Annotated in this window: 12 protein-coding genes; 7 read left to right on the forward strand and 5 right to left on the reverse strand. The window is 69.3% G+C overall.

Annotation, left to right across the window (positions count from 1 at the left end; genetic code table 11):
- Nucleotides 1-53 precede the first annotated feature (53 nt).
- Nucleotides 54-884 (reverse strand): Fic family protein, encoded by an 831-nt coding sequence (locus tag SPRI_RS17340; protein ID WP_005314386.1) that lies wholly within the window; start codon nucleotides 882-884, stop codon nucleotides 54-56.
- A 103-nt stretch (nucleotides 885-987) separates the two neighbouring features.
- Here SPRI_RS17340 and SPRI_RS17345 point away from each other — a divergent pair, with 103 nt between their 5' ends.
- Nucleotides 988-1,974 carry an ATP-binding protein gene (locus tag SPRI_RS17345; protein ID WP_037774110.1) on the forward strand — a complete coding sequence of 329 codons (987 nt, stop codon included), beginning with the start codon at nucleotides 988-990 and terminating at the stop codon, nucleotides 1,972-1,974.
- 78 nt (nucleotides 1,975-2,052) lie between these two features.
- Here SPRI_RS17345 and SPRI_RS17350 read toward each other — a convergent pair whose 3' ends face one another.
- Nucleotides 2,053-3,363 carry a polysaccharide deacetylase family protein gene (locus tag SPRI_RS17350; RefSeq protein ID WP_005314393.1) on the reverse strand — a complete coding sequence of 437 codons (1,311 nt, stop codon included), beginning with the start codon at nucleotides 3,361-3,363 and terminating at the stop codon, nucleotides 2,053-2,055.
- Between the two features lie 288 nt (nucleotides 3,364-3,651).
- Here SPRI_RS17350 and SPRI_RS17355 point away from each other — a divergent pair, with 288 nt between their 5' ends.
- The 6 genes from SPRI_RS17355 to SPRI_RS39380 all read left to right on the forward strand — a co-directional run bounded on the left by SPRI_RS17355 (nucleotide 3,652) and on the right by SPRI_RS39380 (nucleotide 11,682).
- Nucleotides 3,652-6,024, forward strand: a complete 2,373-nt coding sequence (locus tag SPRI_RS17355) for a SulP family inorganic anion transporter (RefSeq protein WP_106428431.1) — start codon at nucleotides 3,652-3,654, stop codon at nucleotides 6,022-6,024.
- A gap of 226 nt (nucleotides 6,025-6,250) precedes the next feature.
- Nucleotides 6,251-8,206 carry an acetate--CoA ligase gene (acs, locus tag SPRI_RS17360; RefSeq protein ID WP_005314408.1) on the forward strand — a complete coding sequence of 652 codons (1,956 nt, stop codon included), beginning with the start codon at nucleotides 6,251-6,253 and terminating at the stop codon, nucleotides 8,204-8,206.
- A gap of 196 nt (nucleotides 8,207-8,402) precedes the next feature.
- Entirely contained in the window at nucleotides 8,403-9,800 is a 1,398-nt protein-coding gene (gene nhaA, locus SPRI_RS17365; RefSeq protein ID WP_005314411.1) for a Na+/H+ antiporter NhaA, read from the forward strand.
- A 55-nt stretch (nucleotides 9,801-9,855) separates the two neighbouring features.
- A complete protein-coding gene (locus SPRI_RS17370; RefSeq protein ID WP_005314413.1) occupies nucleotides 9,856-10,362 on the forward strand; it encodes a phage holin family protein in 507 nt (168 codons plus the stop codon).
- A 55-nt stretch (nucleotides 10,363-10,417) separates the two neighbouring features.
- The gene (locus tag SPRI_RS17375; RefSeq protein WP_005314415.1) at nucleotides 10,418-11,365 is read left to right on the forward strand and encodes an alpha/beta fold hydrolase; all 948 of its coding nucleotides are present in this window, start codon (nucleotides 10,418-10,420) and stop codon (nucleotides 11,363-11,365) included.
- A 125-nt stretch (nucleotides 11,366-11,490) separates the two neighbouring features.
- The gene (locus SPRI_RS39380) at nucleotides 11,491-11,682 is read left to right on the forward strand and encodes a hypothetical protein (protein ID WP_005314416.1); all 192 of its coding nucleotides are present in this window, start codon (nucleotides 11,491-11,493) and stop codon (nucleotides 11,680-11,682) included.
- A 52-nt stretch (nucleotides 11,683-11,734) separates the two neighbouring features.
- On the opposite strand, the gene SPRI_RS17380 is transcribed toward SPRI_RS39380, so the two are convergent.
- From SPRI_RS17380 to nth, 3 genes are all read right to left on the reverse strand, one after another.
- Nucleotides 11,735-12,943, reverse strand: coding sequence for a MarP family serine protease (locus SPRI_RS17380; protein ID WP_005314418.1), 1,209 nt, complete (start codon nucleotides 12,941-12,943; stop codon nucleotides 11,735-11,737).
- Nucleotides 12,944-13,059: 116 nt separating this feature from the next.
- Nucleotides 13,060-13,797 carry an NUDIX hydrolase gene (locus SPRI_RS17385; protein ID WP_005314420.1) on the reverse strand — a complete coding sequence of 246 codons (738 nt, stop codon included), beginning with the start codon at nucleotides 13,795-13,797 and terminating at the stop codon, nucleotides 13,060-13,062.
- Between the two features lie 61 nt (nucleotides 13,798-13,858).
- On the reverse strand, nucleotides 13,859-14,677 hold the full coding sequence (nth, locus tag SPRI_RS17390) for an endonuclease III (protein WP_234020391.1): 819 nt from the start codon (nucleotides 14,675-14,677) through the stop codon (nucleotides 13,859-13,861).
- Between the last annotated feature and the right edge of the window lie 112 nt (nucleotides 14,678-14,789).

The raw sequence follows: 14,789 nt of genomic DNA on the forward strand, positions 1-14,789 counted from the left end.
GAATCGGTACCGCCGCAACCCGTTCCAGGCGCTTTTCCGGACCTCAGGCGACCTCAGGCGGCGCCGCGCTGAAGCGCCTCGCACACCGCGGTCGATTCCCTGACGCCGAGCTCCACCGCGCGGCCGCAGTGGGCGATCCACGCGGCCAGCCCCTCCGGCGTCCCGGTCAGATACGCCTCGAAGGCGGCCACATAGGAGGCCCTGCCCTGCTCGGCATGGCCGACCTCGGCCGGGCAGATCGACTTCGGGTCGAGCCCGCTGCCGACGAGCACGATCCGCTCGGCCGCCCTGGCGACCAGGCCGTTGTACGAACCGAACGGCCGCAGCGCCAGAAGCTCGCCGTGCACCACCGCAGCGGTCACCAGCGCGGGCGCTTCCGTCCCTGCGATGATCAGCTCCGCCAGGCCCTCCAGCCGGCCCGTCACCTCGGCGACGTCCGGCAGCGGTGCGTTGATCAGCGGCTCGTCCACCGTCTCGCCGGGCAGGCGCGGCCGCCCCACGGTGTCGTCGTCGACCGCCCGGCCGGCCGCCACCAGGTGCAGCCGGGCCAGGACGCGCAGCGGCGACTGCCGCCAGATGGAGAGCAGTTGCCCGGCTTCCGCCGTGAGCCGCAGGGCGGCGCCGACCGTGCGTGCCTCCGGCTCGCTGCCGAAGTCGGTCCGCCTGCGCACCTCTTCCAGCGCCCAGTCCGCCCCGGACAGCGCGGCCGAACCGCGCGCTCCGCGCAGCGCGGCCTCGGAAGTGATCTCGTTGCTGCGCCGGCGCATGACACGGTGTCCGTAGACCCTGTCGACTGCCTTCCGCACGGAATCCACGGAGTCGGCAACGCCCGGCAGGGCGCCGAGGGCGGCGAGGGGATCGGCCGACGAGGCGTTCGTACTCATAAGTAGCGAGGTTACGCGCGCGAGCGGGTCCGGCCCACCTTGGAGTGGTCTTCCTCACCCTTCGCGACAACCAGAAGCAATCGCTCCGCTACTCTAGGTGAACATGAAGATCGCTTTCGTAGGGAAGGGCGGCAGCGGCAAGACGACCCTGTCCTCCCTGTTCATCCGCCACCTGGCAGCCAACGAGGCGCACGTCATCGCGGTGGACGCCGACATCAACCAGCATCTCGGTGCCGCGCTCGGTCTCGACGAGGCCGAAGCGGCGGCGCTGCCCGCGATGGGGGCGCACCTGCCGCTGATCAAGGACTATCTGCGCGGCTCCAACCCCCGCATCGCCTCGGCCGACACGATGATCAAGACCACCCCTCCAGGCGAGGGATCGCGGCTGCTGCGCGTCGTCGAGGACAACCCGGTGTACGACGCGTGCGCCCGTACGATCCGGCTCGACGACGGCGACATCCGGCTGATGGCCACCGGCCCCTTCACCGAGTCGGATCTCGGCGTCTCCTGCTACCACTCCAAGGTCGGCGCGGTCGAGCTCTGCCTGAACCACCTCGTCGACGGCCCGGACGAGTACGTGGTGGTCGACATGACCGCCGGCTCCGACTCGTTCGCCTCCGGGATGTTCACCCGCTTCGACATGACGTTCCTGGTGGCGGAGCCCACCCTCAAGGGTGTTTCCGTCTACCGCCAGTACAAGGAGTACGCCCGCGACTACGGCGTGAGCCTGAAGGTCGTGGGCAACAAGGTGCAGGGCCCGGACGACATCACGTTCCTGAGGGAGCAGGTCGGCGACGACCTGCTCGTCACCGTGGGGCACTCCAACTGGGTACGTGCCATGGAGAAGGGACGTCCGCACCGCTTCGAGCTGTTGGAGGCGGACAACCGCATGGCCCTGCAGAGCCTGCAGAACGCCGCGGAGGACTCCTACGCGGCCCGCGACTGGGAGCGCTACACCCGTCAGATGGTGCACTTCCATCTGAGGAACGCAGAGAGCTGGGGAAACGCGAGGACGGGGGCGGACCTGGCGGCACAGGTGGATCCCGCTTTCGTGCTCGGAGAGCACACCCCCGTGGCACAGCCCGGCTGATGACATGGGCCGGTCCCGTCCCCGGACTCCGGGACGGGACCGGCCCGACATGCGCGCGGCGTCAGGCGCCGGCTGCCCTCAGCTCTTCTCGGCCGGCTCGGCCGCCGCCTTCCCGGCCGGCTTCTTGGCAGGCTTCTCGGCCGGCGGGGCCGCCGGAGCCACGGGCTTGGCCAGGAACTGGGTCCACCCGCCCTTCGGCGCCTGGCCGACATCGAGACCCCGCAGCTTCTCGAGGACCTTCGGGTCCTGCGCGTCCAGCCAGTCCACGAGTTGGCGGAACGACACGCACTTCACGTCGCTCTTCACGCAGACCGTGGCGATCGTCTGCTCGATGGCGCGCATGTAAGTGCCGCCGTTCCAGGACTCGAAGTGGTTGCCGATGATCAGCGGTGCGCGGTTGCCCTTATAGGCACGGTCGAAGGCCTGGATCAGGCCGTCACGCATCTGGTTGCCCCAGTAGGTGTGCTTGGAGGGGTCACCCTTGACGGTGCCGGACTGGTTGACCATGAAGTTGTAGTCCATCGCCAGCGTCTCGAAGGCGCGGCCGGGCACCGGGACCATCTGGAGGGAGAGGTCCCACAGACCGAGTTCCTTCTTCGGCCAGACCTGGTTGTTGACGCCGCTGGTGTCGTAGCGGAAGCCCAGCTCGCTCGCGGCGCGGATGAAGTTGTCCCGTCCCTCGAGGCACGGAGTACGGGCGCCGATGAGTTCCTTGTCGTAATCGAACGGGAGGGGTTCCATGGAGGCGAGGCCCGCGTTCGTCTTCCAGTTCTTGACGAACGACTTGGCCTGGCTGATCTCGCTCTTCCACTCCTCTACGGACCAGGTGCCCACCCCGCCGTCCTTGCCGCAGAAGTGGCCGTTGAAGTGGGTCCCCACCTCGTTGCCTTCCAGCCAGGCGGCGCGCAGCTCGCGAACGGTGTCCTTGATCCCGTCGATGTCGTTGAAGCCGATGTCGGAGCGGCCGGCCGAGTGCTGCGGCGGGTTGTACATCGACCGCTTCTCCTCGGGGAGGAGATAGACGCCGCTGAGGAAGTACGTCATCGTCGCGTCGTACTTCTTGCCGACTTCGCGGAAGTGCGAGAACAGCTTCTGGCTGTCCTCGCCGGCACCGTCCCAGGAGAAGACCACGAACTGCGGGGGCTTCTGGCCGGGCTTGAGGCGCTCGGGCCGGAGGAGCCCGGGCTGGGCGCCGGTGAACGCCGTCGATCCGTCACCGATGAGGCGTACGGCGCTCTTCGGCGCGGCGACACCTTCCTTCCCCCCGGAAGCGCCCTGTTCACCGGCCGAGCCGCCCGGCGCCTTCGAGCCGGAACACGCTGCGAGACCTGCGATCAGCGCCGTGGCGACCGTGCCGACGGCGACGACCCTCTTCGTGGCGGCCAACATCCGCCCACCTCATTCCTGTGCCAATACGACTGTCTGACGACGGTGCATACGGAGCCGTCAAAGTCGCATCGCGATGAGCGGGGAGAGAGGGCGACGAGCCGATATGAAATTACTAATCACCACATCGGGTGAAACATTGCCCTATTTGCACGGAAAATAATGCCCGAGTCTTTACTCTGCATTACGATCCATTTACCGAACGTTTGAAGTATCCCGCCGCTGTACGCCGTGACCCACGGCCGCGTCCCCCCATTCCGCGACCGCGCTGCCCCGGAGGAGACGGGAAACATGTCCTACGCCCCGACGCGTACCGACGACGCTTCTCAGCCCGACGAACCCCACGAGAACGACCCCGCCCGCACGAACCTGCTGTCCCCCGCGTCACCTTTTCAGCGCCCGCACGGTCCGCCGTCCGGCAACGACCGCCGCTTCCGCATCCACGGCGCCGATGTCTCCGCGTCCATCGCCGTCTTTCTGATCGCACTTCCGTTGTCCCTCGGCATCGCGCTCGCGACCGGCGCACCGCTTCAGGCCGGTCTCGTCGCCGCGGCGGTCGGAGGCATCGTCGTCGGCCGGCTCGGCGGAGCGCCGCTCCAGGTCAGCGGCCCCGCCGCTGGACTGACCGTAGTGACGGCCGAGTTGATCCAGCGGTACGGATGGCGCACCACCTGTGCCATCACCGTCCTCGCCGGACTGTGCCAACTCGCCCTGGCCGCCCTGCGGGTGGCCCGGTCGGCCCTCGCCGTGAGCCCGGCGATCGTGCACGGCATGCTCGCGGGAATCGGCGCCACGATCGCGCTCGCCCAGCTCCACATCGTCCTCGGCGGCACACCCCAGAGCTCCGCCGTGAGCAACGTGGTAGGCCTGCCCGCCCAGTTGGCCGACCTCCACCCGGCCGCCCTGTCCGTCAGTGTCCTGACCGTCGCGGTGCTGCTGATCTGGCCACGGGTGCCCGGGCACGCCGGCAGGATTCTCCGTAAGATCCCCGCCGCCCTCGCCGCCGTGGCCGCCGCCACTGCGCTCGCGGCCTTCGCCGGACTGCACCTGCCGCGGGTCGACCTGCCTTCCTGGCGTTCGCACGCATTGCCCGAGCTTCCCGAAGGTCCGGTGCTCGGCCTGCTCGCCGCTGTCCTCACCATCACGCTCGTCGGGAGCGTGGAGTCACTCCTGTCGGCGGTCGCCATCGACAAGCTGGTCGCCGCCCGCAAGAAGCCGGCCGTGCGCATCCCTCGTGCCGATCTGGACCGTGAGCTCGCGGGCCAGGGCGCGGCGAACATGGTGTCCGGAGCCCTCGGAGGGCTGCCCGTCACCGGTGTCGCGGTGCGCAGCTCGGCGAACGTCTCCGCGGGAGCCGTGAGCCGCAACTCCACCATGCTGCACGGCCTGTGGGTCGTGGTGGCGGCCCTGCTGCTGGTGCCGGTCCTCGACCTGATCCCGCTGGCCGCGCTGGCGGCGCTGGTCATGGTCGTGGGCGTCCAGATGGTCAACATCACGCATCTGCGCAGCGTGAAGAAGAACCGCGAGATGCTGGTCTACGCGGCCACCCTGACCGCCGTCGTCCTCACCGGAGTGCTGGAAGGCGTGGTCATCGGCATCGCCGTGGCCGTGGCGGTCGCGCTGCACCGGCTCACCCGTACCCGTATCACCACCGAGGAACAGGACGGCGTCCACCGGGTGCGCGCCCGAGGCCAGCTGACCTTCCTCGCCGTGCCCCGACTCAGCCGGATGCTGAGCCAGGTCCCCCACGGGGCCCACTGCGTGGTCGAGTTGGACGGTTCCTTCATGGACCACGCGGCCTACGAGGCCCTGCACGACTGGCAGACCTCCCACACCTCCCAGGGCGGAACGGTCGAGGTGACCGGGCGGGCCGGCGGGCGAATCAGCGAACCGGCCGCCGAGACCCACGGCTGCTGCCGGCCCTGGACCCCGTGGCGCAACCACCATTGCGACGAGCGGCCCCGCGACACCGACACCCATCACCTGGCCAACGGCCTGAGCTCCTTCCAGCGCAACACCGCCCCGCTGGTGCGCGACGAGCTGGCGCGGCTGGCACGCGAGGGCCAGCGGCCGTCACAGCTGTTCATCACCTGCGCGGACTCCCGTCTGGTGACCAGCATGATCACCGCAAGCGGGCCGGGTGATCTGTTCACGGTGCGCAATGTGGGCAACCTCGTCCCACTGCCCGGCGAAAAGGGGGCGGACGACTCCGTCGCCGCCGCGATCGAGTACGCCGTCGACATCCTCGAGGTCGATTCGATCACCGTCTGCGGACACTCGGGCTGCGGCGCGATGCAGGCCCTGCTGAGCAACCCGCCAGGTGGTGCTGCCACACCGCTCACCCGCTGGCTGCGGCACGGCCGCCCCAGCCTCCAGCGGATGAAGAACCGCCACCGCTCCTGGGCCAGGATCTCCGGCCGCCTGCCCACCGACGCGGTGGAGCAGCTGTGCCTGACCAACGTCGTCCAGCAGCTGGAGCATCTGAGGGCCCATGAGTCGGTGGCCCGGCGACTCGCCGAGGGCTCGCTCCAACTGCACGGGATGTACTTCCACGTCGGCGAGGCACAGGCCTACCTCCTCACCAGCACCGCGGAGCAGGAGATCGACGAGGTCTTCGACAGAGTGGCACCGGCCCCTTCCACACTCGAGAAGTCGCACATCTGAGGCATGCGGCGAAGCCCGCTCCACGGCACGCCTGGACGTCACGGATGAACCGCGCGCGGTCCTCGTCCGTGAGAACGTGTGGCCCCTCGTCCCCACCGCCCGGGGACGAGGGGTGCCCACAGGTCTAAACCAATATCCGGAAGGCCCTTGTCACCCGGCCTTTCGGCTGATGAGCTATGGCCTGGGACACATACGCACAGAAGACGCCCTGAGAAAGGGAGATGTCGTGAGCAACGAGAGCCTGGCCAACCTTCTTAAGGAAGAGCGGCGGTTCCCCCCGCCGGCCGAGCTGGCAGCGAACGCCAACGTGACGGCGGAGGCGTACGAACAGGCCGCGGCGGACAGGCTTGGCTTCTGGGCCGAGCAGGCGCGTCGGCTCAGCTGGGCCACCGAGCCGACCGAGACCCTCGACTGGACCAACCCGCCCTTCGCGAAGTGGTTCGCCGACGGCAAGCTGAACGTGGCTTACAACTGCGTGGACCGCCACGTCGAGGCGGGCAACGGCGACCGGGTCGCCATCCACTTCGAGGGCGAGCCCGGCGACGGACGCGCCATCACCTACGCCGAGCTCAAGGACGAGGTCTCCAAGGCCGCCAACGCCCTGCTCGAGCTGGGCGTCCGCAAGGGCGACCGGGTGGCCGTCTACCTGCCGATGATTCCCGAGGCGGCCGTCGCGATGCTGGCCTGCGCCCGCATCGGCGCCGCGCACTCGGTGGTCTTCGGCGGTTTCTCCGCGGACGCGGTCGCCTCACGTATCCAGGACGCCGACGCCAAGCTCGTCATCACCTCCGACGGCGGCTACCGCCGTGGCAAGCCGAGCGCCCTCAAGCCCGCGATCGACGAGGCGGTCAGCCGCTGCCCGCAGGTCGAGCACGTGCTCGTCGTGCAGCGCACCGGCCAGGAGACCGCCTTCACCGAGGGCCGTGACGTGTGGTGGCACGACATCGTCGGCCGGCAGTCCGCCGAGCACACCCCCGAGCCGTTCGACGCCGAGCACCCGCTCTTCATCCTCTACACCTCGGGCACGACGGGTAAGCCGAAGGGCATCCTGCACACGTCGGGCGGCTACCTCACCCAGACGGCCTACACGCACCACGCCGTGTTCGATCTCAAGCCCGAGACGGACGTCTACTGGTGCACGGCCGACATCGGCTGGGTGACCGGCCACTCGTACATCGTGTACGGCCCGCTCGCCAACGGTGCGACGCAGGTGATGTACGAGGGCACCCCCGACACCCCGCACCAGGGCCGTTTCTGGGAGATCGTGCAGAAGTACGGCGTCACGATCCTCTACACCGCGCCCACCGCGATCCGTACGTTCATGAAGTGGGGCGACGAGATCCCCGCCAAGTTCGACCTGAGCAGCCTGCGCGTCCTCGGTTCCGTCGGCGAGCCGATCAACCCGGAGGCGTGGATCTGGTACCGGGAGAACATCGGCGGCGGCAAGACCCCGGTCGTGGACACCTGGTGGCAGACGGAGACGGGCGCGATGATGATCTCGCCGCTGCCCGGCGTCACCGCGGCGAAGCCCGGTTCGGCGCAGCGCCCGCTGCCCGGCATCTCGGCCACCGTCGTGGACGACGAGGCGAACGAGGTTCCCGACGGCGGCGGCGGTTACCTGGTCCTCACCGAGCCGTGGCCGTCGATGCTGCGCACCATCTGGGGCGACGACCAGCGCTTCCTCGACACCTACTGGTCGCGCTTCGAGGGCAAGTACTTCGCGGGTGACGGCGCCAAGAAGGACGACGACGGCGACATCTGGCTGCTCGGCCGGGTCGACGACGTGATGCTGGTGTCCGGGCACAACATCTCGACCACCGAGGTGGAGTCCGCCCTCGTCTCGCACCCGAAGGTCGCCGAGGCCGCGGTCGTGGGCGCCACGGACGAGACCACGGGGCAGGCCATCGTCGCCTTCGTGATCCTCCGCGGTTCCGCGAGCGAGGACGACAACCTCGTCAACGACCTGCGCAACCACGTCGGCACGACGCTCGGCCCGATCGCGAAGCCCAAGCGGGTCCTCCCGGTGGCCGAACTGCCGAAGACCCGCTCCGGCAAGATCATGCGCCGACTGCTGCGCGACGTCGCCGAGAACCGCCAGCTGGGAGACGTCACCACGCTGACGGACTCCTCCGTGATGGATCTGATCCAGTCGAAGCTCCCCAGCGCACCCAGTGAGGACTGACCTGCGGTGATTCGATGAGCGGGCCCCCGGACGCACCGGGGGCCCGTTCGTGCTCACGGCTCCGCGCCCCGGACGCCCGGGACGGCCTTCTGTAGAGTGAAGGACGCGTCAGTGACGCCATGAGCAATTCAAGGTGCGCCGGGAAGTCTGGTCGGCAAGTGTTTTGTCCTGCCCACCAGCACGGAGGTCCCATCTCGTGGCCGCGCCCAGCCCCACCCCCCGCAAGGTCCTCGGACGTCTCTCCCTGCCGGAGCGGAACTACGTCGCGGACGCCTTGCGCACCGAGACGGTCGGCGGAGTGCTCCTGCTGCTCGCCGCGGTCGCCGCGCTGATCTGGGCGAACACTCCGCTGGGCGACAGCTACACCGCGGTGAGCGACTTCCACATCGGGCCCGCGTCGCTGGGCCTCGACCTGTCGATCGAGCACTGGGCGGCCGACGGGCTGCTCGCGATCTTCTTCTTCGTCGCCGGCATAGAGCTGAAGCGCGAACTGGTCGCCGGCGAGCTGCGCGACCCGAAGGCCGCCGCCCTGCCGGTGATCGCCGCCCTCTGCGGCATGGCGATGCCCGCGCTCGTCTACCTCGCCGTCACCACCATCGGTGGCGGTTCCGCCGCCGGATGGGCCGTCCCGACCGCCACCGACATCGCCTTCGCGCTCGCCGTCCTCGCGGTCATCGGCACGTCGCTGCCGTCGGCGCTGCGCGCCTTCCTGCTGACCCTCGCGGTCGTCGACGACCTCTTCGCGATCCTGATCATCGCGGTCTTCTTCACGGACGACCTGAATTTCGCGGCCCTGGGCGGCGCCTTCGCGGGCCTCGTCGTGTTCTGGCTCCTGCTGCGCAAGGGCGTGCGCGGCTGGTTCGTGTACGTGCCGCTGGCTCTCGTGGTGTGGGGCCTGATGTACAACAGCGGCGTCCACGCCACCATCGCCGGTGTCGCGATGGGCCTGATGCTGCGCTGCAGCCGGCGCGAGGGCGAGGAGCAGTCACCGGGTGAGCACATCGAGCATCTGGTGCGACCGCTGTCCGCGGGCGTCGCCGTGCCGCTGTTCGCGCTGTTCTCCGCGGGTGTGGCCGTCACCGGCGAGTCCCTCAGTGACGTCTTCACCCAGCCGGAGACCCTCGGTGTCGTCCTCGGTCTGGTGGTCGGCAAGGCGCTCGGCATCTTCGGCGGGACCTGGCTGGCCGCACGCTTCACCAAGGCCGAACTCAACGAGGACCTCGCCTGGCCCGACGTTCTGGCCCTCGCCACGCTGGCAGGCATCGGCTTCACCGTCTCGCTGCTCATCGGCGAACTCGCCTTCAGCGGCGACGCGACATTGACGGACCAGGTAAAGGCCTCGGTCCTGATGGGCTCGCTGATCGCCGCCATTCTCGCCGCTGTTCTGCTCAAGCGCCGGGTACGCGTGTATCAGGCGCTGGCAGCCGAGGAGGAGCGCGATGAGGACATGTCCGGCATCCCTGACATCTACGAGCAGGACGACCCGGCGTACCACCTGAGGATGGCCGCGATCTACGAGGAGAAGGCGGCCGAGCACCGCAGAAAGGCGGAAGCGGCCGGGGTGTCGAGCGACGGCGGCGACAGTCCGGCATGATCTGACATCGGACCGTACAAACACCGGCCCCGTGGAAGAGGAGAGGGAGTCAGCGATGAGCGACCCCGGCAACACCACAGCGAACGCTGTCGGCGCCGACCGCAGTCTCGGCCAGCTGGTCGCCTCGGCGACCGCCGAGATGTCCGCGCTGGTACACGACGAGATCGCGCTGGCCAAGGCCCAGCTGCGGCAGGACGCGAAAAAGGCCGGGGTCGGGGGCGCCGCGTTCACCGCGGCCGGCGCGGTGCTGATCTTCTCGCTGCCGATGCTGAGCTTCGCGCTCGCCTACTTCATCCGCATGTGGAGCGGCGGCTGGGATCTGGCGTACTGCTTCCTGCTCTCGTTCGCGGCCAATGTCATCGTGGCGGGACTCCTCGCCCTGATCGGCGTGATCTTCGTCAAGAAGGCGAAGAAGGGCAAGGGCCCGCAGAAGACGGTCGCTTCCGCCAAGGAGACGGCCGCCGTACTGGGCAATGCCAAGCCGCATCCCCGCCGCGTGGAGCTGACCAAGGGTTCCGGAAGCACCGTGTCGGACCGGGTTTCGGACAAGGTTTCGGCGTGATCCTCGGCAGGAGGGTCGCGAACGCGGTGCGCCGCGTTGTGGGACGCTCATCAGCATGACGGTCCCTGATTCCGGCCCCGGCGGCCTCGCCGCCCTCGGTAGCCCCGCACGCCTCGACGGCCCCTGGACGCACCGCGACGTGGCCGCCAACGGTGCCCGTTTCCACATCGCCGAGATGGGCGACGGACCGTTGGTGATGCTGCTGCACGGTTTTCCGCAGTTCTGGTGGACATGGCGGCACCAGCTGACGGCGCTCGCCGACGCGGGCTACCGGGCCGTCGCGATGGACCTGCGTGGCGTCGGCGGCAGCGACCGGACGCCACGGGGCTACGACCCCGCCAACCTTGCGCTCGACATCACCGGTGTCGTGCGGTCGTTGGGTGAGCCCGACGCGGCGCTGGTGGGGCACGACCTGGGCGGCTACCTGGCCTGGACGGCCGCGGTGATGCGACCCAAGCTGGTGCGCCGGCTCGCGGTCTCCTCGATGCCGCATCCCCGGCGGTGGCGCTCGGCGATGCTGTCCGACTTCGCGCAGAGCCGCGCGGGTTCCTATGTGTGGGGCTTCCAGCGCCCGTGGATCCCGGAGCGGCAACTGGTGGCGGACGACGCGGCGTTGGTCGGCGAGTTGCTCGAAAGCTGGTCCGGGCCGAAGCCGCTCGAGGAGGAGGCGGTCGACGTCTACCGGCGGGCCATGTGCATCCCTTCGACGGCGCACTGCTCGATCGAGCCCTACCGCTGGATGGTGCGGTCGCTGGCACGGCCCGACGGGATCCAGTTCAACCGCAGGATGAAGCGGCCGGTGCGGGTGCCCACCCTGCATCTGCACGGTTCGCTCGATCCGGCGATGCGTACGCGCAGTGCGGCAGGTTCCGGCGAGTACGTCGAAGCGCCGTACCGGTGGCGGCTGTTCGACGGTCTGGGCCACTTCCCGCACGAAGAGGATCCGGTGGCGTTCTCGAACGAGCTGATCAGCTGGCTCAAGGATCCGGAGCCGGACCGTTAGGCCCCCGGGGCGATTCGCACAGCGCGAGAACTTTTGTCCTGCGAACAGCCACATGCCTGCCGCATAGGCCAATTGGCGGCCCACTGGACGGTTACCGACCATGGGGCACGGGCACACGTCCGGGTATGGGCTGGACGCACGACTACGGTGACGCAGCACGCAACCGCCGCTCGGCCGGCAGGCCGATCATCCACGAGACAGGTGGACTTCCGAGCGAGGATCACGCCCCTCCGGGCCAGGGGATGGGGATCCCGCGCATCCTGAAGCGCCGTGCACGCTGGGTGTCCGCGCGCCTGCGGCACCATCCCCGGGACTGACCGCCTCTGCAACAGGGCGTGTCCGCGGGGTTCCGCTCTTCCCCGCCGCCTTCTAGAGGGCGCAGCCCTGGCTGTCGACCTGCTGGTTGGCGGTGCTGCCGAGCCTGATGTCCTCGCGGATCTCGTCGGCCGTCAGGGCGTAACCGGTGTCGGCGTCGTCGAGGGACCTGGCGAAGATGACTCCGTAGACCTTGCCGTCCGTGGTGAGCAGCGGGCCGCCGGAGTTGCCCTGTCGCACCGTCGCGAACAGTGAGTACACGTCGCGGCGAACGGTGCCACGGTGGTAGATGTCGGGGCCGTTGGCGTTGATGCGGCCGCGGACGCGGGCGGAGCGCACGTCGTACGAGCCGTTCTCGGGGAAGCCGGCGACGATGGCGCTGTCGCCGCTGCGGGCGTCGCCCTCCTCGAAGTCCGTGAACTCCAGCGGGCGCGCCTCGAGGTCGGGCACGTCCAGGACGGCGATGTCGCGCTCCCAGTCGTAGAGGACCACCTTGGCGTCGTAGAGGCGGCCCTCACCACCGATCTGCACGGTCGGCTCGTCGACGCCTCCGACGACATGGGCGTTGGTCATCACGCGGCGCTCGTCGAAGACGAAGCCGGTGCCTTCCAGGACCTTGCCGCAGCTCGGGGCGGTGCCGACGACCTTGACGATGGACTGCTTGGCACGCGCAGCGACGGGGCTGCCGACGAGCGCCGGGTCGGGTGCCTGGACCTCGGTGATGGGCTCGTTGGCGAAGGGGCTGAAGACCTGCGGGAAGCCGTTCTGGGCGAGCACCGAGGAGAAGTCCGTGAACCACGTGTTGGCCTGATCGGGCATCACACGGGACACCCCGAGCAGCACCTTCGAATTGCGCACCTCCTTGCCCAGGGTGGGCAGCGAGGTGCCGGCGAGCGCCGAGCCGATCAGCCAGGCGACCAGCAGCATCGCCACGACGTTGACCAGGGCGCCGCCGGTGGCGTCCAACGCGCGGGCGGGCGACCAGGTGATGAACCGGCGCAGCTTGTTGCCGAGGTGGGTCGTGAAGGCCTGGCCGACGGAAGCACAGACGATCACGATGACGACGGCGACTATCGCGGCGGTGGTGGACACTTCGGAGTCCTCGGTCAGCGCGCCCCAGATCACCGGGAGCAGGTAGACCGCGACGAGTCCGCCGCCGAGGAAGCCGATCACCGAGAGGATGCCGACGACGAAGCCCTGGCGATAGCCGACGATCGCGAACCACACGGCGGCGACCAGCAACAGGATGTCCAGCACGTTCACCGTCAAATGCCTCGCAGTGTCGTCGCCGGTGCTCTGTCCGGCTGGGGTGTGGCCACGGCGCACTGCCGCTTCGGACGTGACGCCCCCGCCGGGGAGCGCATCACTGGGTCAGCCTGTCATGCGTGCCAGTCGAGCGGGACCTCCTTGGAGCGGTCCCATGGTCGTTCCCAGCCTGCGAAGTGCAGGATCCGGTCGATGACTCCGGCCGTGAAACCCCAGACCAGAGCGCCTTCGACCGTGAAAGCGGGCCCTGCGTGACCGCGCGGGTGCACGGCCGTCGCACGGTTGGCCGGGTCCGTGAGATCTGCCACGGGCACGGTGAAGACCCGCGCGGTCTCGGCGGGATCGACCGCTCCGACCGGGCTCGGGGTGCGCCACCATCCCAGTACGGGCGTCACGACGAAACTGCTCACCGGGATGTAGAGCTTGGGCAGCACGCCGAAGGTCTGCACCCCCGCGGGGTCGAGCCCGGTCTCCTCCTCGGCCTCCCGCAGCGCGGCGCGCAGCGGGCCCGTGGTCGCCGGGTCTCCGTCCTCCGGGTCGAGCGCGCCGCCGGGGAAGGAGGGCTGCCCGGCGTGCGAGCGAAGGGTGCCCGCCCGCTCCATGAGCAGCAGCTCCGGACCCCGTGCCCCCTCGCCGAACAGGACGAGGACGGCGGACTGACGGCCGTGGCCGCTCTCCGGCGGCAGGAACCGGCTGAGCTGGTGCGGCTCGACGGTCTCCGCCGCGTGCACGACGGGCCCCAGCCAGTCGGGCAGCCCTTCGGTGGTGACGACCACGTCACCGTCGACGACCACCTTGCCGTCGTCGTGTTGTTCGAACCGCTGGTACGTGTCTTCTCCTGTGCGTGTCATCGGCACCCCCTCACGGGCAACGCGCCGGAGTGCCTCGATCGTTCCGTCGGCGGTGGTGGTGTCACTCGATCGCACCCATGGCGGGTGCCGGTTCGCCGGGGTAGTCCGGGGGCGGCTTGAGCCGCTGGCCGGGCCTGCCGCCCATCTCGTACTTCAGGAGCTTCCTGGCCTTCTCCGGGTCGGTCTCGCCCTCCCCGTAGGCGGGGCAGAGGTGGGTGATCGGGCAGGCGCCGCAGGCGGGCCGGCGCGAGTGGCAGATACGCCGGCCGTGGAAGATCACCCGGTGGGAGAGCATCGTCCACTCGCTCTTGGGGAAGATCGTGGCGATCTCCGCCTCGATCTTCACCGGGTCGTCCTGGTCGGTCCACTTCCAGCGCCGGGCGAGCCTCATGAAGTGGGTGTCCACGGTGATGCCGGGGACGCCGAAGGCGTTGCCGAGGACGACGAAGGCGGTCTTGCGGCCCACGCCGGGCAGGGTGACCAGGTCTTCCAGCCGGCCGGGGACCTCCCCGCCGAAGTTGTCACGGATGGCGGCGGACAGACCCATGATCGACTTGGTCTTGGCGCGGAAGAAGCCGGTCGGGCGGATGAGCTCCTCGACCTCCTCCGGCTGCGCCGCCGCCAGATCCTCCGGCGTGGGGTACTTGGCGAACAGCGCGGGCGTGGTCTGGTTGACCCGGAGGTCGGTGGTCTGCGCGGACAGGACCGTGGCGATCAGCAGCTGGAAGGCGTTCTCGAAGTCGAGCTCCGGATGGGCGTACGGATACACCTCGGCGAGCTCGCGATTGATGCGGCGGGCACGCCGGACCATGGCCAGTCGCGATTCCGGTTTGGGCGTTTTCTTCCTTTTGCCGGAGCTGGGCGGCTGCTGTTCGCCCACGGCGGAATTCTGCTTACCGGACACGCTGCCAGCCCCCTCGGCCTGTGCTCTCACCGGCGAATTGGACACCCGGCCAGCCTAAAGGCCACCACCGACATCCGCCCCGGTCCCC

The sequence above is a fragment of the Streptomyces pristinaespiralis genome, assembly GCF_001278075.1.
Lineage (GTDB): Bacteria > Actinomycetota > Actinomycetes > Streptomycetales > Streptomycetaceae > Streptomyces > Streptomyces pristinaespiralis.

Excerpts from the sequence above, each read along its gene's own strand:
- SPRI_RS17355 (WP_106428431.1), top strand. The coding sequence starts at position 3,652 with ATGTCCTACGCCCCGACGCGTACCGACGACGCTTCTCAGCCCGACGAA.
- SPRI_RS17385 (WP_005314420.1), bottom strand. The coding sequence starts at position 13,797 with ATGACACGCACAGGAGAAGACACGTACCAGCGGTTCGAACAACACGAC.
- SPRI_RS17370 (WP_005314413.1), top strand. The coding sequence starts at position 9,856 with ATGAGCGACCCCGGCAACACCACAGCGAACGCTGTCGGCGCCGACCGC.
- SPRI_RS17350 (WP_005314393.1), bottom strand. The coding sequence starts at position 3,363 with ATGTTGGCCGCCACGAAGAGGGTCGTCGCCGTCGGCACGGTCGCCACG.
- SPRI_RS17340 (WP_005314386.1), bottom strand. The coding sequence starts at position 884 with ATGAGTACGAACGCCTCGTCGGCCGATCCCCTCGCCGCCCTCGGCGCC.
- SPRI_RS17375 (WP_005314415.1), top strand. The coding sequence starts at position 10,418 with ATGACGGTCCCTGATTCCGGCCCCGGCGGCCTCGCCGCCCTCGGTAGC.
- SPRI_RS17345 (WP_037774110.1), top strand. The coding sequence starts at position 988 with ATGAAGATCGCTTTCGTAGGGAAGGGCGGCAGCGGCAAGACGACCCTG.
- SPRI_RS39380 (WP_005314416.1), top strand. The coding sequence starts at position 11,491 with ATGGGCTGGACGCACGACTACGGTGACGCAGCACGCAACCGCCGCTCG.